General features: G+C 60.2%; 19 protein-coding genes and 1 pseudogene. 6 read left to right on the forward strand and 14 right to left on the reverse strand.

Features of this window, described 5'->3' with window-relative positions; translation table 11 throughout:
* The first annotated feature begins 466 nt into the window (after window positions 1-466).
* Window positions 467-1,402, forward strand: a complete 936-nt coding sequence (locus ACNPP0_RS09460) for a methyltransferase domain-containing protein (protein WP_448705703.1) — start codon at window positions 467-469, stop codon at window positions 1,400-1,402.
* A 10-nt stretch (window positions 1,403-1,412) separates the two neighbouring features.
* On the opposite strand, the gene ACNPP0_RS09465 is transcribed toward ACNPP0_RS09460, so the two are convergent.
* The 7 genes from ACNPP0_RS09465 to rsmB form a co-directional block, all read right to left on the reverse strand.
* Complete coding sequence (locus ACNPP0_RS09465; RefSeq protein WP_332609769.1) at window positions 1,413-2,654, reverse strand: YbdK family carboxylate-amine ligase; 1,242 nt, start codon at window positions 2,652-2,654, stop codon at window positions 1,413-1,415.
* 329 nt (window positions 2,655-2,983) lie between these two features.
* Entirely contained in the window at window positions 2,984-4,453 is a 1,470-nt protein-coding gene (locus ACNPP0_RS09470; protein WP_332609768.1) for a TrkH family potassium uptake protein, read from the reverse strand.
* A 53-nt stretch (window positions 4,454-4,506) separates the two neighbouring features.
* The gene (gene trkA, locus ACNPP0_RS09475) at window positions 4,507-5,886 is read right to left on the reverse strand and encodes a Trk system potassium transporter TrkA (RefSeq protein WP_332609767.1); all 1,380 of its coding nucleotides are present in this window, start codon (window positions 5,884-5,886) and stop codon (window positions 4,507-4,509) included.
* Window positions 5,883-6,575, reverse strand: coding sequence for a response regulator (locus ACNPP0_RS09480; RefSeq protein ID WP_046803151.1), 693 nt, complete (start codon window positions 6,573-6,575; stop codon window positions 5,883-5,885). Before ACNPP0_RS09480 ends, trkA begins: the two co-directional genes overlap by 4 nt.
* A 12-nt stretch (window positions 6,576-6,587) precedes the next feature.
* On the reverse strand, window positions 6,588-8,909 hold the full coding sequence (locus ACNPP0_RS09485; RefSeq protein WP_332609766.1) for a sensor histidine kinase: 2,322 nt from the start codon (window positions 8,907-8,909) through the stop codon (window positions 6,588-6,590).
* A complete protein-coding gene (locus tag ACNPP0_RS09490; RefSeq protein WP_332609764.1) occupies window positions 8,906-9,517 on the reverse strand; it encodes a DUF4390 domain-containing protein in 612 nt (203 codons plus the stop codon). The genes ACNPP0_RS09485 and ACNPP0_RS09490 overlap by 4 nt, the downstream gene beginning before the upstream one ends.
* Window positions 9,518-9,535: 18 nt before the next feature.
* On the reverse strand, window positions 9,536-10,873 hold the full coding sequence (rsmB, locus tag ACNPP0_RS09495; protein ID WP_448705704.1) for a 16S rRNA (cytosine(967)-C(5))-methyltransferase RsmB: 1,338 nt from the start codon (window positions 10,871-10,873) through the stop codon (window positions 9,536-9,538).
* A gap of 94 nt (window positions 10,874-10,967) precedes the next feature.
* On the opposite strand from rsmB, the gene ACNPP0_RS09500 reads away from it, so the two are divergent.
* Window positions 10,968-11,600: a LysE family translocator gene (locus tag ACNPP0_RS09500; protein WP_448705705.1), complete on the forward strand. Its 633-nt coding sequence runs from the start codon at window positions 10,968-10,970 to the stop codon at window positions 11,598-11,600.
* 266 nt (window positions 11,601-11,866) lie between these two features.
* Here ACNPP0_RS09500 and ACNPP0_RS09505 read toward each other — a convergent pair whose 3' ends face one another.
* The gene (locus ACNPP0_RS09505) at window positions 11,867-12,127 is read right to left on the reverse strand and encodes a hypothetical protein (protein WP_448705706.1); all 261 of its coding nucleotides are present in this window, start codon (window positions 12,125-12,127) and stop codon (window positions 11,867-11,869) included.
* Window positions 12,128-12,344: 217 nt separating this feature from the next.
* Between ACNPP0_RS09505 and ACNPP0_RS09510 the strand changes: the two genes are divergently transcribed.
* From ACNPP0_RS09510 to ACNPP0_RS09520, 3 genes are all read left to right on the forward strand, one after another.
* Complete coding sequence (locus ACNPP0_RS09510) at window positions 12,345-12,860, forward strand: deaminase domain-containing protein (protein WP_448705707.1); 516 nt, start codon at window positions 12,345-12,347, stop codon at window positions 12,858-12,860.
* Between the two features lie 42 nt (window positions 12,861-12,902).
* A complete protein-coding gene (gene imm2, locus ACNPP0_RS09515) occupies window positions 12,903-13,256 on the forward strand; it encodes an Imm2 family immunity protein (protein ID WP_332609756.1) in 354 nt (117 codons plus the stop codon).
* Between the two features lie 349 nt (window positions 13,257-13,605).
* Window positions 13,606-15,027 carry a hemagglutinin repeat-containing protein gene (locus ACNPP0_RS09520; protein WP_448705709.1) on the forward strand — a complete coding sequence of 474 codons (1,422 nt, stop codon included), beginning with the start codon at window positions 13,606-13,608 and terminating at the stop codon, window positions 15,025-15,027.
* Window positions 15,028-15,137: 110 nt separating this feature from the next.
* Here ACNPP0_RS09520 and ACNPP0_RS09525 read toward each other — a convergent pair whose 3' ends face one another.
* Both ACNPP0_RS09525 and ACNPP0_RS09530 read right to left on the reverse strand, forming a co-directional pair.
* Window positions 15,138-15,494, reverse strand: coding sequence for a DUF6984 family protein (locus ACNPP0_RS09525; RefSeq protein ID WP_314355329.1), 357 nt, complete (start codon window positions 15,492-15,494; stop codon window positions 15,138-15,140).
* A 188-nt stretch (window positions 15,495-15,682) separates the two neighbouring features.
* Window positions 15,683-16,135: a DUF6862 domain-containing protein gene (locus ACNPP0_RS09530; RefSeq protein WP_442880307.1), complete on the reverse strand. Its 453-nt coding sequence runs from the start codon at window positions 16,133-16,135 to the stop codon at window positions 15,683-15,685.
* A 913-nt stretch (window positions 16,136-17,048) separates the two neighbouring features.
* Between ACNPP0_RS09530 and ACNPP0_RS09535 the strand changes: the two genes are divergently transcribed.
* The gene (locus ACNPP0_RS09535) at window positions 17,049-17,471 is read left to right on the forward strand and encodes a hypothetical protein (protein ID WP_448705708.1); all 423 of its coding nucleotides are present in this window, start codon (window positions 17,049-17,051) and stop codon (window positions 17,469-17,471) included.
* A gap of 31 nt (window positions 17,472-17,502) precedes the next feature.
* On the opposite strand, the gene ACNPP0_RS09540 is transcribed toward ACNPP0_RS09535, so the two are convergent.
* From ACNPP0_RS09540 to ACNPP0_RS09555, 4 genes and pseudogenes are all read right to left on the reverse strand, one after another.
* Window positions 17,503-20,055 (reverse strand): hemagglutinin repeat-containing protein, encoded by a 2,553-nt coding sequence (locus tag ACNPP0_RS09540; protein WP_448705710.1) that lies wholly within the window; start codon window positions 20,053-20,055, stop codon window positions 17,503-17,505.
* A 1,391-nt stretch (window positions 20,056-21,446) separates the two neighbouring features.
* Window positions 21,447-21,656 carry a hypothetical protein gene (locus ACNPP0_RS09545; protein WP_120157196.1) on the reverse strand — a complete coding sequence of 70 codons (210 nt, stop codon included), beginning with the start codon at window positions 21,654-21,656 and terminating at the stop codon, window positions 21,447-21,449.
* Window positions 21,657-21,661: 5 nt separating this feature from the next.
* Window positions 21,662-22,375 (reverse strand): DUF6862 domain-containing protein, encoded by a 714-nt coding sequence (locus ACNPP0_RS09550; protein ID WP_448705711.1) that lies wholly within the window; start codon window positions 22,373-22,375, stop codon window positions 21,662-21,664.
* Window positions 22,321-23,211 (reverse strand): annotated as a pseudogene (locus tag ACNPP0_RS09555) (hemagglutinin repeat-containing protein); the annotation flags it as partial. The pseudogene ACNPP0_RS09555 and the gene ACNPP0_RS09550, both read right to left, overlap by 55 nt.

Genomic DNA, 23,211 nt, shown 5'->3' on the forward strand with positions numbered 1-23,211 from the left:
CCAGCAATGCGCCCTGCGGCAATCCGCCATCGCGCCGGATGGCGTCGGCCAGCAAGCGCGCAAGCACCGGCGCCATGCTCAGCCGCAGTTGGGTCTTCAGCATGCGGATCAGCGCATCGGCGGGCGGCGTGTAGTCAAAGGCCGCAATGGTCCGCCCGTAGGCGCGCGGCGCCCCCAGGCATGCGGGGCATGCCGACGCCGCTATCGGCAGCCGCAACGCGCAGCGCGGACAACGCGGCCGGGCGCCCGGCGGCGGGGCGGTGATATCCGCCGCACAGCCGCTGCACAGGCGCGCGCCCGTCACCCTGACCCCGCATAGCGGGCAATCACAGCCCACGCGGGATCGAAGACGCCGCCCCAAGGCCAGTAGGGGCAATCGAAGACGGCGGCCGGGATGCGCAATAATGGATGCCATCCCTTATGTAATCATGTTCCGCCCCGTGGCCAAGACGCGGGCGCGACCGAAATGTCCCTTCCAGAATCCGCACCGCTACCCTCTCTACCTATCGTCAGCACCGACGTGCCCAAGCAATTTGCCCGCCGTGGCGACTTGTCCGACGCGCAATTCCTCTACGGTGAAGTGGCGCGCCGCATGTTGGGCCGCCTGCAATACATCCGGGTGCAGCCGCAGGCGATGCTGGACGCGGGCTGTGGCGCGGGCGACAACGTGCCGCTGCTGCGCGAACGCTATCCCGACGCGGTCTATACCGGCCTGGACAATTGCGAACCGCTGCTGGAACTGGCCAGAAAGCGCCACGGCCCGGCCGGCCTGGGCGCCTGGATCGGGAAGCTGGCGCGGCGCGGGCCGGCCGCCCCGACGTTCGTCAACGCCGATCTTGCCGAAACGCGGTTGCCCCCGGAATCGCTGGAACTGGTGTGGTCGAATTTGGCCATGCATTGGCACCGCGCGCCACACGCCGTCCTGGCCGAGTGGCGCCGCATCTTGAAGGTGGGTGGGCTGGCGATGTTTTCCTGCCTGGGGCCGGCCACCTTGCGCGAACTGCGGCAAGCGCTGACCGACGCCGGCTTATCCACCGCCACGCCGTCCTTCGTGGACATGCACGACTTTGGCGACCTGCTGGTGGAAAACGGCTTTGCCGACCCGGTCATGGACCAGGAAATCTTGACGCTGACCTATCGCAGCCCCGAAAAGCTGTTGGCGGACGTGCGAGCGCTAGGCGGCAACCCGGCAGAAGGGCGTCGCGGTGGGCTGGTCGGCCGCGACTGGCGCGACCGCCTGTGCGCCGCACTGGAAGCGCAGCGCAATGCGGACGGCTTGATCAAGCTGAGTATCGAAGTGGCCTACGGCCACGCCTGGCGCGCCGCCGCGCACCGGACCGTAGCCGGAGAAACCCGGCTATCGGTCAGCGCAATCGGTGGCCGGCAACGCGGCAACCCCTGACATCCCGCTATCAGTGCAAGCGTTCCGGCAACGGCACGCTGACGCCGGGTTCCGATGCGGACAAGGGCTGCATCGGCTCGGAGTTTGCCCGGATGCGACGGCGCAACACCGCCGTGGGTTCGGCCGGCGCCGCAGCGGGCGCATCCCCGCGCCACGCATGCGTCATGGCATCCACCATCAGCGGCAGATCACGCAGACGATGGAACTGGCTACGCAGCCAGCGCGCATCGTTGCCACTGCGCATGGCGTCGTCGCGCAGCGCGGCGATCATGTCGCCCGTGCCCAGCTCTTCCGCCACCGGCATCAGGCGCTGGAACAGCGAACGCAGATGGTCCATCAGGCGCAGGCGCTGGCCGTCCGGCGTTACGTAGCTGCCTTGCAGGCCAAAGCGGCAAGCCTGGAAATGGTTGCTGCGGTAGGACAGCCAGGCGTTGTCGCTAGGGTCGTCCTCGCGCATCAGCAGCACGGCCAAAGCCTGCGCGAACGCGGCGATCTGGCAGGCGCGCTCCACCGTCAACGGCGTATCGCAGACGCGGATTTCCACCGTGCCAAATTCCGGCTTGGGGCGGATGTCCCAATACAGATCCTTGATGCTCTCGGCCAAGCCGTAGGCACGCAGTTGCGACAGATGGGCCTCGAACTGGTACCAGTCCTTGACGTCGGGCGGCATGTGACCGGCCAACGGGAAGCTGTTGACGGCGTTCAAACGCGAGCACGAGAACAACGTATCCACACCCTCGCAATAAGGCGAAGACGCCGACAGCGCAATGAAGTGCGGCACGTAGGGCGACAGCCGGCGCAGCAGTTTGATGGAATCGTCGCCGCTTTGGACGCCCAGGTGGATGTGCTGCCCGAACACCGTGAATTGACGCGCCAGGTAACCGTACATTTCGGCCAAATACTGGAAACGGGGGGTGTCGGAAATGGAACGCTCTTGCCAGCGCATGAAGGGGTGGGCGCCGCCGCCGGCGACGGACACACCGACCGCATCGGCCGCTTCGACCAGCGCGTCGCGCATTTCGCGCATTTCGGCCAACAGGCCCATGGGGTGTTCGTGCACCGAAGAATTCAATTCGATCATGGACCGCGTGATCTCGGGTTTGACGCGGTCGGCAATGGGGTGATTGGCCATTTGGGCCAGCAGCTCATCAGAGGCTGCGGTCAGGTCAAAACTGCGGGGGTCGATCAGTTGCAACTCTAGTTCGATGCCCAGGGTGTTGGGGGCCGACGAAATGAACGGGATCGGTTCCATTCCGGACTCCTTTGAATGTTTGATGAGGGGGTGCGCCGTTCGACCTTGAAGCCCGGAGACATCCCGGGGGGCACTAGACGGCAGCTTGTGAAATGGATGATAGCCGCAGGTTTGTGGCAAAACGATTGAAAATCGTGACATTTGTGTGCAACATCGCGACGCACTTGGTTTTTCCCTCTGAGGATAAGTGAGCAAGCGCTTACAACTCAGGAACGGCGCGGGTCCCCGGCCGATGCGCGGCGCATCGTCAGGAAATACGCGGGATTCGAGATGGGGTGGGATTACCCTGGATCGGGTTATCCCTGATCAAAAAGCGGGGCCAGCGCCCCTTATTTGCGCCAGAAAATCGGCGTGAAAAGCACCAGCACGGTCAGCAATTCCAGGCGCCCGATCAGCATGGCGAAGGTGCACACCCAGATCTGAAAATCAGACAACACGGCAAAACTGCCCATAGGACCCACCGGCCCCAGGCCCGGGCCCGTGTTGTTGATGCTGGCAAAGATTGCCGAGAACGCCGTGATGGGGTCCAGCCCCGACAGCAGCAGCAGGCTGGTGAATACGGCGATGGACAGGCCGTAGAACAGCATGAACGCCAGCACCGACGACATGGTCCGCGTTTCCACCGCCCGCCCGTTGATCCGCACCGGGCTGACCGCGTGCGGATGCAGCATCGTCACCAGCTCATTGCGCGCCTGTTTGACCAGCAAGATCGCGCGGATCATCTTGATGCCGCCCCCGGTAGACCCGGCCGACGTGGCAAAGCCCGACAACAGCAGCATGGTCAGCGGGGCAAACAGCGGCCACTGGGCAAAGTCCGTGTTGGCATAGCCGGTGGTGGTGGCCATGGAAATGGTGTTGAACATGCCGTAGCGCAAGGCTTCCAGCGGCTCGGCGTAGACGCCCTTGATGTACAGGAACACCGAAATCACCACGCCCACGCCCAGCACCACGACCAGGTAGGGGATGGCCTCGGGGCAACGCACGTACGCGCGCGGGCTGCGCTGCCGGAAGGCGTTGAAGTGCGTGGCGAAGTTGATACCGGCGATCAACATGAAGACCATGGCCACCATCTCGACTGCCACGGAATCAAAGTGCGCGAAGCCGTCGTCCCAGGTGGAAAACCCGCCCAGGCCCATCGTGGTGGCCATATGGCACCAGGCTTCGAACCAGGAAAGCCCTACCGCGCGGTAGGCCAGGAAGCACAGGATGGAGAACACGAAATACACCGCGTACAGCGCCTTGGCGGTGCTGGCGATGCGCGGTGTCAGCCGTTCGTCTTTCATCGGCCCCGGGGTTTCGGCCCGCACGACCTGATGGCCGCCCACGCCCAGCAGCGGCAAAATTGCCACCGCCAATACCAGGATGCCCATGCCGCCGATCCAGATCAGCGTGGCACGCCACAGGTTGATGGACGGCGGCAGGGTGTCCAGATGGGTCAGCACCGTGGCGCCGGTGGTCGTCAGGCCGGACATGGCCTCGAAGTAGGCGCCGGTGAACGACAGCGGCAATCCAGCCCGGTGGAAGTAGAGCATCAATGGGATCGACGCCAGCAACGGCAGGCCGGCCCACACGGCCGACACCAGCACGAAGCCATCGCGGGCGCGCAGTTCGCAGCGGCTGCGCCGGGTCAACGCGGCAAGCGTCCCCCCAATGCCCAGCGAAATCAGAAAGCCATGCAGGAACGCGTCGCGCGCGGCGTCGCCGCCCACATACGCGATCAGCAATGGAATCAGCATGGTGAGCGCGAACATCACCATGGTCAGACCCAATATGTACAGGGTGCCCAGGACGCGTTTCATGACAGCCTACCCGGCGGCGCCCGGCTCTTGGCGGAGCTTGATAAGTGCGGGCATCAGAAGAAGGACGCCGAAACTTGAAACAACTTTTCCACGCGCGGCATCTGCCGACGCGACGGCACGAAGACGATCACGTGGTCGTCCGTTTCAATGACGGTATCGGCGTCGGGCAGGATGATCTCGTCGCCACGCACCAGCGCGCCGATGCTGGCGCCCTTGGGCAGGCTGATCTGGCCCACCGGCCGCCCCACCACCTTGGACGTGGAACGGTCGCCGTGGGCAATGGCCTCAAGGGCTTCGGCCACGCCTTGGCGCAGGCGGTGCACCGCCGCCACGTCGCCGCGCCGCACGTGGCGCAGCAGTTCGCTCATCGTGGCTTGCGAGGGGGATACGGCAATGTCGATATGGCTGCCTTGCATCAGTTCGCCATAGGCCTGGCGGTTGATCAGCGCGATAACTTTGCGCGCGCCCAGGCGCTTGGCCAGCAGCGACGACATGATGTTGTCCTCGTCGTCGCTGGTCAGCGCGAGCCAGGTGTCCATGTCTTCAATGTTCTCGCGTTCCAGCAGGGCCTCGTCGGTGCCGCTGCCGTGCAGGACCAGCACGCTGTCGGGCAACTGGGTCGCCAGGTATTCACAGCGCTTCAGGTCGCGTTCGATGATGCGAACGCTGTATTTTTCTTCGGCCAGCTGGCGCGCCAGCCGCAAACCGATATTGCCGCCACCCGCGATCATGACGCGTCGCACGGCGCGCTCGGCGTCGCGCAACTGGCGCACGGCACGGCGCGCATCGCGCGAATCCACCACCAGCACGACCTCGTCGCCCGGCGCAATGACGGTGCCGCTGCCGGCCCGTAATGGCCGCCCGCCCCGCAGCACGTCGATGACGCGCGCCTTGACGTCCGGCCACACGTCGCGCAGCTTGTCCACGGACGAATGCGCCATCGGGCTGCCATGCCCGACCCGCACGGTCACAACACTGACCCGCCCTTCAGCAAATTCCACGACCTGTAGCGCTTCGGGAAATTCAATCAGGCTATGCAGGTAGGTGGTGACGCTGCGCTCGGGGCTGATCAAGGCGTCGATGCAAAAACCCTCTTCGCTCATGAGTTCCGGGTGTTCCGGGAATTCAGCCGAGCGGATGCGGGCAATGCGGCGGGGGATGTTGAATAGCTGGCGGGCGATCTTGCACGCCACCATATTGGCGGCGTCAGAGGCCGCACAGGCGATGAACAGGTCGGTATCGGCAGCGCCGGCGGCTTCCAGCACCGACACTTGCGAGCCGTCGCCATGGACGACACGCAAGTCAAAATGTTCCTGCAGGTACCGAAGCTGCGTGGGATCGGTATCGACCACGGTGATGTCGTTTTGCTCGGACACCAGGTTTTCGGCCACGCTGGTGCCTACGCGACCAGCGCCCATGATCAGGATTTTCATGTGCTGCGCTTGCGCGCCGACTCGATGCCCAATTGCTTGAGCTTGCGATAAAGGTGAGTGCGTTCCAGCCCGGTGCGCTCGGACACACGCGTCATGCTGTGACTTTCGCGTACCAGGTGATATTCGAAATAGATGCGTTCGAATTCGTCCCGCGCTTCGCGCAGGGGCTGGTCCAGCGAAATGCTGCCCAACTGGCCGTTGGACGTGACCGGCACTTCGTTGGCCGGCGCCGTCGTCAGCACCGGGGGGTCAAGCTCGTCTTCCAGCGCCACAGCCGGGCTGACAGCCGCCGGATGCACGGCGACGGGCGCCGGGTGCGGGGCGCGCCCACGAGCCAAACCTGCCGCCACGGTCTTGAGCAGACGTTGCAGCGTAATGGGCTTTTCCAGGAAATCCATGGCGCCGATGCGCGTCGCTTCCACTGCCGTGTCGATGGTGGCATGGCCGCTCATCATGATCACCGGCATATCGAGCAGCCCTTGCGAGCCCCACTCTTTCAGCAGACTTACGCCATCGGTGTCCGGCATCCAGATGTCCAGCAACACCAGATCAGGACGCATGCGAAGGCGAGCGGCGCGCGCTTGCGCCGCGTTTTCGGCCAGTTCGACCGTGTGTCCTTCGTCGTAAAGGATCTCCGACAAAAGCTCGCGTATACCAACTTCGTCGTCAACCACCAGAATTCTGGCCATAAAGCATCCCACCTATTGCGTAGCCGCATTATCCTTTTCTTGCGCGGTCGCGTCCATAGTGTCTGCCCCGGTGGTCAACGCCAACCGGGTCAACAAGATGGAAATCCGCGCCCCCCCTTCCTTGCGGTTAGCAAGGTCGATACGCCCGCCGTGCTCTTCAACGATCTTGCGCACGATTGCCAATCCTAACCCAGTCCCGTGGGACTTTGTGGTTACGTAGGGCTCGAAAGCGCGCTGCATCACCTGCGCCGGAAAGCCCGGCCCGGTGTCCGCAACGGTAAATCTCAAGGCCTGTTGGTCGGCCCGATCCGGCTGCTCGCTGCGCATCAACTGCGTCGTCACGCTGACCCGCCCCTGGCCGCCCGACTCGGCGATCGCGTCGCGGGCGTTGGACAGCAGGTTGTGAATGACCTGGCGCAGCTGGGTCGGGTCGCCCTCGATTTCGGGCAGCCCCGGCGCCAACGTCACATCCAGATTCAATGCCTTTTCCGTCGCGCGGGATGCGCCGCCGTCCGGCTCCCAGCCGTACAGCGACAGCACGTCGGCCACCAGCGCGTTGAAGTCGATGCGCTGCATGACGGCCGGCGGCGTCCGCGCGTATTCGCGGAAGTCGTCCACCATCTGCTTCAGCGAAGCCACCTGGTTGACGATGGTGTTGGTGGACCGCTGCACGATCTGGGCCTCGGCCGGTTGCAGCTTGCCTTCCAGCTTCATGGCCAGCCGTTCGGCGGACAACTGGATCGGCGTCAGGGGATTCTTGATTTCGTGAGCCAGGCGGCGCGCGACTTCGCCCCAGGCAACGGTACGGTTGGCGGAAATCACTTCGGTAATGTCGTCGAACACCACCAGATAGCCGTTGCCACGCCCGTCCACGCGCAGATGGGTGCCACGCGCTAACAGCGTCAAGGGCTGCGGCGCGGTGGGCGCATCGGCCTGGGCCGGCCCAATCTCAAACTGCTGCTGCCAGTGCTGGCGCTCGGAACCCACCGCCGCGTGCGTCGAGAACGCCTGCCGCACGATGTTCGCAAATTCCAGCATGCCGTCCACGGTTTCCAATGGCCGGCCGATGACCGAACGCAGATCGACGCCCAAAATCGTCTGAGCGCCCTGGTTGACCGTCGTCACGCGGAACGACTCATCAAACACCAGCACGCCGGACGACAGGTTCGACAACACGCTTTCCAGATAGACGTTGGACCGCTCCAGCTGCTGACGATTGCTTTCCACCATGCGGCGCGCCTCGTCCAGCTGGCGCGTCATGGCATTGAACGACCGCGTCAGCTGGCCGACTTCGTCGCGTTCCGGGGGTTCGGGCAGCGGCCGGTAATCCCCCACGCCCACCGCCTGCGTGCCGCCGGCAAGACTCAGCAGCGGGCGCACCAGGCGCTTGGATAGGGACAGCGCCACCGCAATAGCGCCAAACGCGGCCAGCAGCAGCGCCAGGGTCAGGGTGATGCCGTACAGCTTGCGCAAACCCAGCCGCGACAAGGCCAGTTCCTGATAATCCCGAAAGCCCTGCTGCACCAGATTGGCGTTATGCGCAATCTGTTCCGGCACGGGCTGCAAGAGTTGCAGCCAGCGCGGCTCGGACGTGGCGCCCAGCAGATTGTCGTAACGGTCGGGTCCCGTCAGCGGGATCACGACCCGCAAATGCAGCCCGCCCTCGGCGCCCGGGGTGACGGGATCGTCGGCTTCGGCCGCGGAATAGCCGCGCGACAGGCGCAACTGATTCATGACGGTGGACGGCGGCATCGCGGGCAGTAATTGGCCGTACTGGCTGGTGGAAAACGCCACCATGCGGCCACTGCCCGTGAAGACCATGGCCTCTTGCACGCCGTTGGCCTCGCGCAGACGGGTCAACGCCAGCGTCACGCCGCTATCGGTATTGCGATTCAGTTCGACGGCCATGGAGCGCGCCCGCGCGTCCAGGTCGGCCAGCAGCGAGTCCAGGGCAGCGCGGCCCAGGTTCAGGCCGGCTTCCAAGGCGGTATCGACCCGCACGTTGAACCAGGATTCGATCGAGCGGGACATGAACTGCACCGACACGGTGTAGATCAGCGCCCCCGGCACAACGCCAATCAAGGCGAAGGCCAACGAAAAACGCGCGGTCAACCGCGCGCCAAATTGCCGCCGCCGGATCTGGCGCGCCAAGCGCACCGTCAACGCCACCACCCAGATAAACAGCGCCAGCGCGAAAATGCCGTTCAGCACCAGCAACGTATCGTAGTAACGCGCAAAGCGCGACGCATTGCCCGTGGACCACGCCAGCAGGCCCAGCAACGCCAGGCCACTTACGGCCCCCACCATCAGGGCCAGCCGAAGCAATCGCCTCATGAGGGATCTTTCTCCTGGTCGCTCAACATGAACGAAAATTCCATCCAGGGCGTGCCTTGCGCCCACGAACTACTATTTAGCGCATTCACCTGGAACGGCCGGGGCAAGAGCGAGGTATCCAGGCGCAGCCTCAGCTGCCCGCCGTAAAGCACGCCGGCGTCAAAATCGGCGGCGTCCGCCACCGACCAGTTGCGGATATGGCGGATGACGCTCATGGCGTCGTCCAGTGAGGCCACCGGAAAGGAGAGTTCGCCGACCCCCGCGCGCCACTGCCGCGTCAGCGCGTTATAAACGACCCGCCAAGTGCGGGAGGTGTCCACCAGCGACTTGTCGAACCAATACCAGCGCTCTTGCGTCATGGTCAGGTCAGCCGTGAAATACAAGGGGACGCCGCGCTGGGCGGCGTCCCGCAACTGCTGATTCAATTCGAATTCGATGTCGGCATCGATCTCGAGCTTGCCATTGCGTACCGCGGGCTCTACCCGCGTCACTCGGGGCTCGGCGGCATGAGCGTCGCCGCCCGGCACGGAACAAAGCAAGGTAGATACCAGCAACAACCCTAGAAATACACGCGAAATAGTGGACATACGACACCGCAACACCGTCATGCCCCTATTCTTGGTGATTCAGGACTGCTTGGCAAACAAGGCGTAGAAAAAGCCGTCATGTTGCTCGGCCGGTGTTGCTTCGAGCGCAACTGGCAGCAACTGACCCGGTGCATCCAGCCGCTGGGCCTCGGGGTGTCGTTGCAGGAATTCAAGCGCCTGGCGCGCCCCTTCGATCGGGAAAACCGAGCACGTCACATAGAGCAGCCGGCCGCCGGGCGCCACGGTCTTCCACAGGGAGTCAAGGATCCTGGCCTGCAAGGTGGCGGTGCGACGTACGTCGTTTTCGCGACGCAACCAGCGGATATCGGGGTGGCGGCGCACGATGCCCGATGCCGTGCAGGGCACGTCGGCCAGCACGGCGTCGAAAGGCTTGCCGTCCCACCAGGCGTCCAGGTCGGCCGCGTCAGCCGCCTCCAGACGGACGCGCTTGCTGGCCAGCCCCAGGCGGTCCAGGTTTTGTTCCACGCGTTCCAGCCGTTCGCCGTCGGCGTCCAGCGCGACCAGATCGATATCGGCCAGTTCCAGCAGGTGCGCGGTCTTGCCGCCCGGCGCCGAGCAGGCGTCCAGCACGCGCATGCCGTCAGCGGGCGCCAGCAGTTCGGCCGCCAACTGCGCACCCGCGTCCTGCACCGACCACCACCCTTCGGCAAAGCCGGGCAACTGTGTCACGGGTTTCGGGCTGCCCAGCACCACGCCGGCCTGACCGACGGGTTGCGCCTCCAGGCCCGCGTCCTGAAACGCCGCCAGCACCTGTTCGCGGCTGGCGCGCCGGCGGTTGACGCGCAACGTCAGCGGCGCCGGCACATTGGCCGATTCCAGAATCCGCTGCCAATCCTGCGGATACGCGATTCCCAATTGCTTGACCCACCAACCCGGGTGGTTCCACTGCGCCTCGGGGCTATCGGCCACCGCAGCCTCAAGGGCCGCCCGCTCGCGCAGGAAGCGGCGCAGGCAGGCGTTGAGCATGCCCTTGAACGACGCAAGGCTGCGCGTATTCGACGCCGCGGTCACCGCCTGGTCCACCACCGTGTGGGCCGCATAAACCGGCATGCCCGGCAACTGCGCGGCGGCCTCGCCCTCTTCTTTCAGCAGCGTCAGCGACACCAGCAGCATCGATTCGAACAACACGCTGGGGTAACGCTGAACCAACTCACGGCCCACGGCATCGGCCCAGCCCAGGTATCGCATCGCATGAAAAGATACCGCCTGGGTCGCCGGGCGCAAGGCGACGCTGACATCGGTCAACGCGTCCGTCAGGGAACGGCCGTCCAGCACACTCTCGACCACCCCCGCGCTGGAAAGAAGTACGGAGGAAAGCGGAGGGGCAAGATGGGGGGAGTCGGAACGCGTGGACATGGTGGGAATTCTGAGAATAAGACCGATATGGTAGCCGGACCTGGACGATTGGCGCTGGCCAGATCAAACTGGCCGCTGCCTAGGAGCCCGCTTTATGTCCACCGCCACCTTGCTGTTGTTCATCCTGGCCTCGGCCGTCGCCATCATCACCCCAGGCCCCACCACGCTGCTTGCCATGAGCAACGGCTCGCGCCACGGCGTGCGCGCCGCCAGCTGGGGCATGGCCGGCGCGGTACTGGCCGACTTGATTCTGGTCGGCTCGGTGGCTTCGGGTTTGGGAGTGGTGCTGGCCGCGTCTGAAGTCGCATTCCAGATTATTAAATGGGTGGGCGCGGCGTATTTGGCCTATCTGGGCTGGAAGATGCTGCGGTCGGATGGCGCATTGGTATTGCCGTCCGCGGCTACGGATATAGAGCGACCGGCCGGCTTGGCGCTGGGAATGCGCAGTTTTCTGGTGGCGCTGACCAATCCCAAGGCGCTGTTATTCATGTCTGCGTTCTTGCCGCAGTTTATTGATCCTCAGGCACCGCTATTGGTGCAATACGCGATTGTGGCGGGGGTACTGGCCACGATTAATGTGCTGACGATGCTGGTTTATGCGGCGTTGGGTGCGCAGATGGTGCGGGTGTTCAGAGGCTCGGGGTTACGGTGGCTGAACCGAGTTTGTGGCGGCGTGATGATTGGGCTGGCGGGGATGCTGGCGGTTTATCGGCGGGGGGCGGGGTAGGTTTTGGGGGGGGCGGAAGCTGCGGCTAGGATGGACCGCCGAGGCGGTACAGGGCAAGTTCATGTTGCTCTAACTGTCGCTGGCTTCCCTGAAACGCCTTTCGAGTTGCCTCCTATCCTAAGTGGACTCCTCTTCACCTTGACGATTTCACACGTCTTGTATTTCTTCACGGCGACGGTCTCGGTACGTACCGCCCATTCACAACGACAAGCTCACGCAAGATCGCACTCGGATGCCGATAAAGCGTCTCGCGGTCATTTCCTGCCTCAAAAAACCGCAGTAATCGCATCGCCGAATTCCGAGCTATACATAGATACATCGATCGCATTCGGGTGGCTCCACCCGCCGCCACGTGAGTAGATGTCAATAGAGATTCCTGTCGTGACGACGTACTCGGAATAGGACTTTTCACCAATGGCCGGCATGAGCATGCCGATCACTGTATTGCTAATCCCGTTCCTGCCCGCAACCAGAAAGCCCGATACGTCCACCAGAACTGTCAGCCCAGCCAAGACCGCTAACAACATCGAATAACGCGGCCACTACTCTCTGACGACATTTCCCCAGCGCAGAAACGAAATTTTCTACCTACAGTACTCGACCAGTTGACCAATTATTTCTCGAATTTTTTCTTCTTTAAAAAACCTTGGGCCTGCAATACCTGCTCAGTCTCCCGATATCAGTCTCCAAACGTGTCGTGCTTTTCGTGGCTATTCCTGCGCCAACAATACGTATAACATCTCCGTGCGTAACGCCAAAAAAAACCGCGCCTGTGCTAGTGGGGGCGGCGGCCAGGTAGATGTAGGACGAGTCGAATTCTTCGGCCACTTCGGCGTTTGCGTCCACCAATTCAGGAGCGTTCACGGCCAACATGGCTTTGAAAGCACCTTCCTTAGGGCTTCAAAGAACTCGCTGTTCTCGGGGAAAGATACAAGCGCATTGCTGTCGTCCAAAAATACGGATTCCACATTTAAATTCGCCGTAACAATCTTGTCCGGCGAGGCGGGTAAGGGACTTATTGGGTTCGGTAACGGACTCTTCACCGCACAAACGGTACCCAACAAGGCCGGAGACATGGTTCATGGTGGGATGAACACCGAATATAAAATTTTCGATAATATTGCCGGCCACCAGGGGAATAATACGTCGATACGAGGAACAGTAAATATACTGACGGAAAGGACTGCTTGTGCGAGTTGCCTTAATGTTGTCGAGCAGCTCAGGGCAAAGTATCCGAATGTCGAAGTAAATATTTTTTGACGATCAAGGAGTTATGCTCCGTCCGCCAAGGAAGACGCAGTGATGGAAGAACGTGTGACCTATGGTGAAATGCGGGCCTGGTTTTTAGGTTGTTATTACGATTATTGCAGGACTAAGATTGGTCATGGGGGTGCGTGGGTCGAGGGCGAAAGCGAAGTGGGCTATGCCTATAGTGAGCTTGAGAACTCGTTTGATATGCCGATTGAAAAATTAATGCTAGAGGTTTTGGCTCTTGTGCTTTCGGCCGGGAGGTCTTCGGAGCATGTCAGAAATTACCACATGCGTATTATCGGAGAACTGCTTTCCGAAATAGATATATCCTCGCTTTTGGATGGTTTGCCATTTGAGGAGGCGACGGAGTTGAGGTCCGATCTTAAATGTTTTGGCTTATATTAGTTGCGAAAATTCGCGTAATTAAACAGATGCGGATGGTGTTTGTTTCGGGGGGGTATGTATCAACCTGTGTGTTCTCATGGGGAACTCGGCACCGCAGGTGGTTTTGAGCTTTACGCAATTGCAATGTCTCTGCTTCAGTCTCTGGCGGATTGTCGAGATCACTTTTCGTCCGCGCCTAGCAGGGGCTGCGACTTTTTTTCCGGCGCGCGGCTCCAGCGTCGCCTCACAATACGCCTCCTGAAGGTCTTGATTTGGCGCTCGTACTGCTGGCGCATGTCCTGTTGGAGTTGAGTCGGCTGCTTGGGGGCAGGCTCGACCAAGAATTGCAAGGGGCCGGGCCGGCTGCGACCTGACGATCATCGCGGCGGGCAAGGCCGATCAATCCGACATCGTCGTGGCCGGCTCCGACCTGGCCGCGGGCCGCAACATCCTGCTGGACGCACAGGGCGACATCCTGCTTGCTGCCCAGCAGAGTACCGCCAGCCAGAAGACTGACGGCAAGAGCGGCAATGCCAGTGTCCGGGTGGGCTTTTCGATCGGTGGAACCCAGAACGGCGTCAGTCTCAACCTGGCGGCAGGCGGCGATGGCCGGGATACGAAGTGGAACAACACTCATGCCCAGGCCGGCGGCAACCTGACCATGAACTCCGGCGGCGACACGCTCTTGCGCGCCGCGCAAGGCAGCGCCGACTGGATTATGGCGACGGTGGGCGGCAACCTTGTTGTCGAAAGCCTGCAGGACATCAGCCACTACGCCGCACGCGACCGCAGCGTGGGCGTGCAGGTAAGCCCGCGCATACCGCCCCTGTGCTACGGCGCCAGCTCGGTCAGCGGCAACTACGGCCACAGCAAGATCAACAGCCGGTACGCCAGCGTCACGGAACAGACGGGCCTGTGGGCAGGCGACGGCGGCTTCCAGATTGATGTGGCGAAGAATACGGGCCTAGTCGGTGGCGTCATTGCCGGCAGTGACAAGGCGGTCGTCGATGGCAAGAACGTCCTGGCCACCGGCGCCCTGACCAGCCGCGACGCCAAAAGCCGCGCCAGCTACGAAGGGCAATCCGTTCAGTTGGGCGGGGGCGTGAGCTTTGGCGGCGGCAAGGATGGCGGCAAAAGCGGCGGGAAGGACGCTGGCAGGGACCAGAGCAATATCGGCGCCGACGGCAAGGGCGAGGTCGCAGGCGGAAGCAAGGCGACGCCGAACTCGAAGCTGGCCAGTGCTAACGGCCTCAGCATGGGCTTACCCGTCGTCATGGGCGTCAGCGGCCTGTCCAGCTCTGCCACGCTTGGCGGTATCAGCGGCGGAACGGTCGTTATTCGCGACGAGGCGGGGCAGAAGGCGCAAACAGTGCACACGGCGGCCCAGGTGATCGCCGGACTGAACTGCGGCACCAAGGATACGTTGAACAGCCTGGAGCCGATTTTTAATGAGAAGGAGATTCGGGCCGGGTTCGAGATCGTGGGGGAAGCTGGCCGGCAAATGAGGCAGTTTTTGGTGAATCGGGGCAAGGAAATTCAAGACGCGAGGGAGCGTTCAGTTGCGCTGCTTGAACTGAGTCAATGCTCGGCGCTGCTGCGGCGGCTTTCGATACAGCACAAGCCGGGTTTGCACTGGGCAAGAGCGGATCATTTGTTGTTCGCCAAAATCCTTAGGGCGAGAACTGGCGGTTGCATGATCCGCCGTGCAACGCCGCCACGGCCCGTCGCCCGAACGCAAAAACGTGCGCCCGCGGATGCGCCCCACCCAGTACCAGCCTGTCGATTCAGATAGGTGCAAATTTTTTGCGATTCACTAATAATTAATAGCGTTACTTTTTAGTCACAAGCAACCATCTTGCGTAAATAAAATTAGAAAATTAATCCATACCGCTCTTTTTGCCGCTACGAAGCGCCATACAGTTTAAGTGTTTTCCAGTCGGGATCGACCAGATCACCATCACCCCAGCGAATCAGCTCCAACTCCAAAAGTCGACCATTCTGATCTGCGAAAAGGAGCAGGCCCACTCTTGTCCCGTCCCTGTCTAATAACTCGCCCTCAACCCCAAAAGAGTGCTGTCCAGCATACGGCGGGCGGTCATAGCCAGCAATGCTAAATTTTATTACCGAGTGATCCGGCAGCACTGAATGCGCCGTGGCAAGTTCAAGGTCACCCAGAAGCTGACGTTGATTTTCTAACGGCAGCAAATCTGCAATCGCACGGATCACATTCCATTCACACTCAGTCAGCGAGCGCATCATTATTTCACCGGAAAAATTGTTCCGACATTCGCCGTGCCATTAGGTAATAGCGTGACCCGGTATTCCACGAGAACGCCATCAATTGTCATTCGCCCGCTAATAGGGGCATTGGTGATCATGTTTGGCCGCATCGTGTTTACAGCTTCCGCAACCTGAGCCTCAGCGCGTACCACGTTTACGCCCATCGCCTAGAGTCTAGGAGCATAGTGAGATGTCCTGAAGGTCGTCGATCCCACCGCAGTCGCTGGCGCACTTCCCTGCGCCGCGAGGAATGCTTGCGCTTTTGCGGCGGCGGCATTTGCTCGAAGCGTCGTAATAGCTCCGCCCAATGCGAAGCCGGTCGCATCAATCGCCCAAGCCTCCGCAACGCTCGCGGCAAGAGTGTAATGGAACGTTCCATCCCTAGGATCAGGCGTGACTAGGATGAAAGGCGAATCCGCAGGAACTGCAGTTAGCTTTCCCTGTTTATCGAAGAGCACCACATTGCCGCTCGCCGCCACCAATCGCACCGCAGCACGGCACAACGAAGAAGCAGCGATGACACATGCGCTCGCCAGCTCTTTGTCCCTCTGATCGGATATGCCTGCAAGCTCGCGCGCCCGGGCGCAGCTCTCAGGATTTCCAGGACCGCAAGAAGCAATCGCCGCATCAAATTGCCTTTGTTCGAACGCCCTGAAACCCTCGGATTTTGTCCGAAGTAGTTGTTCTCGGTCTCGATCTGGGCGGCCAGTGTCGCGACAGCCCTATCTCCACCGAGTGCTGCATTAAGGCCGGCGACGAGACTAGCGTCCAATTTGACCCGCGCCTGGATCTGGGCGCTTGCGGCTTCCTTTTGCGCTGTGGTCGCCTTCGAGCCCTCTGCCGCGTCTATCATGCGGTTGGCCTGCACCGCTTGATAGGCGGCCTGCCCGACCCTGACGGCTGCCCGCTGGCAGCTCGGCGTCGTTGCACACTTAGCCGCCGCCGCGCCAACCGCAGGGATTGCGAGCTGCGCCCCGTTCTGCGATGTCCCCAGCCCCGCCGCGGTACCCGCCGTGGCCGCACCCGGTCCCGCAACGCTCGCTATGCCCGCCACCAGACTTGTGACCAGATTGCGCCGCGCTTCGACTTGCTTGGAGGTTAGGCCCTCGGGCGAGGCCATCAGGCTGTTGAGGATCCCGCCCGCGCTCGCGCCCAAGGCGCCCGAAGCGCAGGCTGCACCCTGGCCTGCGGCGCCCGCGCATCCCACGATGCCGTGCAACGCCGCGCGTGCAGCCTCCGCTCGCGGATCCCTGCCTAGGCTATCGGCGATCTGCTTGACCTGAGCGGCCCCAAGGCCTTGAAGGTAGTTCACCGCGGCCGACTGCACGAATGCGCTGGTCGATCCCGTGACGTTTGCGCCGGCCGCGCCCGGCAACGCTAACAAGACCAAGCCATACTTGCCGCCTGCCTCCAATCCTGAGTGCGCTGCACTTGAGCCATGAGCGCGCTTATGCTTGCCGCGTCGTTGGCACCGCCGGTCTTGATCGCGTCGGATAGCGCCTTCTCTCATTAAAGGACGGCGACCTATTCGTTATGAAAACCTCCGATACTGACAGCTCAAATTCGTTAAATACAGTTCAACAGGGTAGTCACCACCACTTGGGGAACGAATCAAAAACATTTCTTATCGCGGAAATCTCATCCTCATTTATGGGTATTTCCACAAATGAACTCGTCGAAAATGAGAACGAGCCTTTTAGCTTCCATGACCAGCGGAAAAAAATCCCCCTATCATTTTCCACTATTTCAAGCAAAAATCTCTCGTCAATACTTGCCAATCTCGACGGCCTTTCACCTTCCACAAGCCCACTGAGGAAGCAATCAAATGCACTGCAAGTTATCCAAATTTCACCAGAGCAATGTAGTGAGCTTGCCATTCGAGCCGTGTCGACACAGAACCTGAACTTCACAGAAGGCAACCTATCATCACTCTCAAGCAAATCGAACTCTACTTGAATCGGTGCTGATATTTTTATATCCATTTTTGTCACTTTTTAGACAACGCGTGAATCAAAGCCGGTAGCCCTCCCGACGCCCTCGGCGGTGAAAATATAAGTTCCCATCCTTCCACATTGATGACTTTTCCGTAGGGGACTTCTCCTTTGGTAGCAGAATCCACAGCGGCCTGCAGACTCGTCAACTGTTGCTGTGAAGAAAGTCGAACAGCTTCAGGAGTGAAATTTATAGCCTTCATTTTCGCATATTCAGCCATATGCTCTGTAGCATTCCCATGCACCCAAATTTTTTGGCCGCTCGACAGAGAAAGTTCGAAAGACTTTGGAATCACAGAACCAGGATATGGGGGTTGAGTCGCCTTGATAGAATCCCATACCGTACCAGTGCCGTTTCCGGCGTTTATCAAGGGATTCGGACTTACTGCATCATATTTTCCAGTGATGGGATTCTGCCGCGCCAGCACGGTCTTCCCGTCCGCAGCCAACACCTCAGCATTGCGCACTGTCCAGGAAGCGCCATCCGCATAGGCTATTTTCGCCGCTGCCATCTCCAGCGAGCCCCCGGCAGCTCGCGTCGCGCTCATTCGGACCGCATCGAAAACCGGACCTCGAATCACACCACCAACTCCACTGGTAGCGAGATCGAATATCATCAGCGCAGCATCGACCTTTGGCGTCAGTTCGCTTTGCCTCTTGTACTGTGCAAGAAGGCTATCCAGTTCCTTGATCGAGTTTTTCAGTTGCAATGCGCAAGCCGGTACTTGGCCGCATGCTGAATTTCCACCAAGCATTGCTTCCAGTTCTGCTCGTGTTGCTTCCAACGACTCAGGGCCGAACACGCTCTTCATTTGATCCAGCGCTTGCTGCGTACCCTCCGCGTTTGCGGCTTTCATTCGCTGGATGAGGTCCTCGTACTCCTCCGGTTGTAGCTGGTCGCTCAGAGCAAAACGGTTGATCAGACTCTCGTGAAGCTTCGGGTCAAGCGAGTTATTGTCCAACTCGGCAATCGCAGCGCTTGTAATCGTGGCAATTCCGTCAGCACCTGCCACTGCTGCTGCGCCGGCAATAAGCGAAGCCACCAAGTTGCGTCGCGCCTCACGCTCTTCATTCGAACTCCCCTGAGTGTTATCAAGCAGAGCATTGATGAGCACAGCCGCAGCGCCGCCTGTAGCGCCGGCCGCGCAGCTTTGGCCACTTGCCGCGGCGGCAGAGCAACCGACTATGCCCTGCAAGGCAGCATGTTCCGCAGAGCCATCGCGGATGATGCCGCTACTGACCCACTTGCCAACCTTGGCAGCACCCAACTGCTGAACGTAGCTCACGAGCGCCCGTTGGGCGATATCCGCGGCTGCCCCGGTCACATTGCTGCCGGTTGCGATCATGACGGCATTCGCAATCCGACGATAGGTTCCGCCCGGGAGCCAAAGTTTGGCATCCTTGTACTGGCTCTCGAGTTCAGCGTATCTCGTCGGATCGTTTTCAGACTTCATCGCTTTCTCAAGCGCATCAGCCTCCTTCGCCCGATTCGTCAAAAACTGCCCCACTTGCCGCTGGGCCTCTGACGCAATCTCAAACCCCGCCTCGATCTTCTCCTTGTCAAAGATCGGCTTCAGCGCATTCAACGTATCGGACGTATCCCGGTTCAACGCCGCGATCGTCTCCGCCGCCGTCTTGCCGGTCAGGGCAAGTTGGCCAGCCCCATCACGAATGGCTACGCTGCCGCCGCTGATAGCGCTGTATGTAGTCGAGTTGGCATTCCCAGAAGCCGCGACAACCACGGGCAGACCGGCGGAAGCTCCGTTGCTGCTTGTCGGCAAGCTCGTACCTGGCACTTTGTCCGCGCCGCCAGCCGCCTGGCCTTTCGAGTTCGTCCCGACATCGCCCTTCTTCGCGTCTCCTTCCCCGCTGCCGCCCCAGCTATATCCGCCGCTCAATGCGACCTGATCTGCCTTGTAGCGCGCCGTGTTCTGCAAGTCTTTGACGACAAGCGTGCCGGTGGACAGTTGATTCAGGCCGTCTGCCACAGCCTGTTCACTGCTCGATATGACGCCACCAGTTAACGTGGTGTTCTGGCCAACGTTGACCAGAAAGCCGCCGTCACCCGCCTTCATCCCCGCCTGCTGTGTGGCGGATTGGAAATTGCTTTCCATCCGGCCTTGCGAGACGTTGCCGGAGACGGAGCTTTTGCAGTAGCCGTAGATGCAGATACTTGCTTGGACGCCAGCACTTTGCTGCTTGGAAACGTAGGTGCTGGTATCTTGCAGAGTCTCAATTTGAAGATTCTTGCCGACCGAGGCGATGATCTGATCGGCGCTTGCTATCGCGCCGATCAGCGAGGTATCCCCGCCCGATTGCAATGCCAGCACGTTGCCAGCAGTGACATCGGTATACGTCCACTTAGCGTCTTTGCCGTCTGCGCGCCCTCGGCCCCCACCGGCACTAAGGTTCAGCATCACGCCTATACCGTCTTCGCTGTTCGCTGAGACCCCAATGCCGACGCTACCGCTGTAGCTCTTGTTCTTCGTGTGTTGTTCAAAGGTGTTCTGCGCAGCTTGCAGCAGAATGTCGCCATCTGCTTTGATGATGGCGTTGCTCCCCGCTGACCGGCGTGAAACTGTGACGGTAACGTCGGACGCGGAGCCGACCTCTTGGCGACGATGGTGAGGTCATTGCCCGCCGCTAAGGTAGATCCCAAAACGGAAAACGACGCGCGATCTGTCGTGCCTTAGCTCTTGCTCACTCCAAGCCAGCGCCACGCTAGCTTGGTGCCGTGGTCCACGGGCGAATTGCGCGCCGTTGGCAAAGAGCCGCTTGGCCAGCCCCTAACTCGCAAACTGCTGCCCGCGTTTCGAATTCACATCAGATCTAGAACGCCCAACGGATGGTGCAATGGCGAAGCCACGTCTTCGCGGCCAGCTCACAGAGCGCCAGCCTCCACGTTCTGCATCATTTGCCGTACGAATCTCGTGGCTCAGCAAAGCGCAGTTCTCCAAACTTCCCGCACTGATATGGGTACTTCTCAGTGCATCGCCTCAACATCGTACGCGCGAGCTTATTCGCCAGGCTAGCCGCAATCTTCTGCCCTTCTGCTGTAGGGCCGCGATTCGAGAAATCGCGCAGAGATATCCGATACGTTTCTTCGGCCATGGCTCGATATTCTCCAGATACGGCGTCGTACAGACGAATGATGACGCCCACGCTGGGAGGATATTGTTGATAGCCTGCGAATCCATTGGCCCTACCGACGACCACCACGTACCTCGCCCCGATAGACGCTGCGTCCTCTTTCATCGTTGGAGGCCTGACTGTGGCGGCCTCCGCAGGGCGGGCTTTAACAGTTGCTTTGACGCCCGCAGCGTCCATAGCATTTGGGAGCTCGCTATTCAACGCCTTGCATACCGCTTCGGCGGCGTACGAGGCAGATTCGAGATCACCTAAAAATGATCATTAACGTAGCGATCAAATCCAACCGTTCGGGCTGGGGAAACCGTTTTCTGGAATTTATTACCTTACAGTAGAAAGCCTGCATTAAAATTCATGCAAAGCATCAAGGTACGTTTGCGTCTGTTCAAAAAAGAGCAGGTGGATATTTTTTCTACCAACCCACTGCATTCCCCTGCATAGACACTTAGATACTGACGAATGATTGAGGTGCTAGAGCGACAACCTTCCAATTCATCTTGAAGGCTTTCCGATATTTCCATGGCGCTCACTTCATCCTTACTGATTGGATATGCCCAACCTGCCTGCCATAGCGCTATAAATAACTTCTAAACCGCCATTCTTAAACCACGTAGTCTGACTACCTTAAATTTTACTTTTACCAACCTTCTAGGCTAGGTTATCCAGAGTTTTGCCCCCCCTACACTCGACATAAGAAAACAGATTTATTAAGTCCACCTTGCACCCGGAATACCCCCCCACCAAAAACCCCCCGCTCTTGTGTGGGCCGGCACTAGATCGACGCCATTGAAAATCAGCCGGATAGATGATCCATGCCATCAAGCACTGAACCAAGCGCCTGAAGCAAATTCGTTGCAAATTCTAAATTCACGCCAATTCGCGTGTCAAATTCAAACACATCTATCCCATTACATATTTCATTTAAAGCAGCATGCAAGACGACGATCTCGTCTCGGCTAAGGCCAACATTCGCTAAATTACGCGAAGAACTGATCATTTCCATAATAATCACCTCAAACCATCAAAGTAAGCTTTCCCATTCACAGGACGGAATGCCGTACCACCATCAACCGCCTTAGGGTTTCTAATAACGACTGTACCACTGACATTATCCCAGTATGCAGTGCGCCCACCACTTAGCTCACGAAATGCAGTTGGTTTATTAACGACACTTTCGATATGCAAGGCAAACTGTTCGCGAGTAGTTATGCCAAGATCTTTATATTCGCCCTTCTGAATAACATGCTTTTCAAACGCATGACCGCCAGATATCTCTCGCCCAGTAAGTTGCCCACTGAGCTTCGCGACATTCGCTAGGCTTGCTGCATCACCTGCGCCCTTTGCAGCAACAGCAATTTCGGCCACCCCAGGTCTAAATAGACCACGGATGGCAGAACCAATTCCACTCAGTGCCCCGCCACCACTATCAATCGCCAACCCTTCAGCAACACTGGCAGCGATGGTGTAGTGCCAAGTCCCGTCCCGCAGGTCGGGCGTCGCTTGGATCATAGGAGAACCCGCCGGAACAGCAAGCGGCTTACCCTGCTTATCAAAGAACACGACGTTGCCGCTAGCTGTCGCCAGCTGGATTGCTGCGCGGCACAGGGAAGCTGCTCGATCTACGCAAGCGCTTGCCAGCTCTTTGTCGCGTTGCGCCGACATGCCGCTCAGCTCTCGAGCCCGGGCGCAGCCATCAGGGTTTCCAGGACCGCAAGAAGCAATCGCCGCATCAAATTGCCGTTGTTCAAACGCCCTGAAACCCTCGGATTTTGCCCGAAGTAGTTGTTCTCGGTCTCGATCTGGGCGGCTAGGGTCGCAACAGCACTATCTCCACCCAGTGCTACGGTAAGGCCCGCGACGAGACTGGCGACCAGATTGGCTCGTGACTCCTTCTCCTCCGCCGTCAGGTCCTTGGCACCATGCCCCGAAAGACCCTGAATGAGGTTGTTAAGTACGACACTCGCCGCAGCCCCCGCTGCGCCGGCGCCACAATGGCTTCCTTGACCGAAGGCTGCAGCGCAACCAACCAATCCCTGTAATGCCGTCCGCGCAGCCTCACTGTCCAAAGTGTCCGCAATCTGCTTCACCTTGCCGGCGCCTAACGCCTGCAGGTAGTTCGCCGCGGCAGATTGCAAGAATTGCCCCGCACTTCCCGTGACATTTCCCCCCGCGCCTGCTGAAATGGCGGTCACTCCAAGCCGATACGCGCCGTTCGGCCCCCACTTTGCTGCTTCGTCATACCGGGCCTTGAGATCGTCTTTGAGCGCGGGATCCGTCTCGGCATCTATCGCCTTCTTCAGTGCATCAGCCTCCTTCGCCCGATTCGTCAAAAACTGCCCCACTTGCCGCTGGGCCTCTGACGCAATCTCAAACCCCGCCTCGATCTTCTCCTTGTCAAAGATCGGCTTCAGCGCATTCAACGTATCGGACGTATCCCGGTTCAACGCCGCGATCGTCTCCGCCGCCGTCTTGCCGGTCAGGGCAAGTTGGCCAGCCCCATCACGAATGGCTACGCTGCCGCCGCTGATAGCGCTGTATGTAGTCGAGTTGGCATTCCC

This window comes from Achromobacter semiaridum (assembly GCF_053543755.1).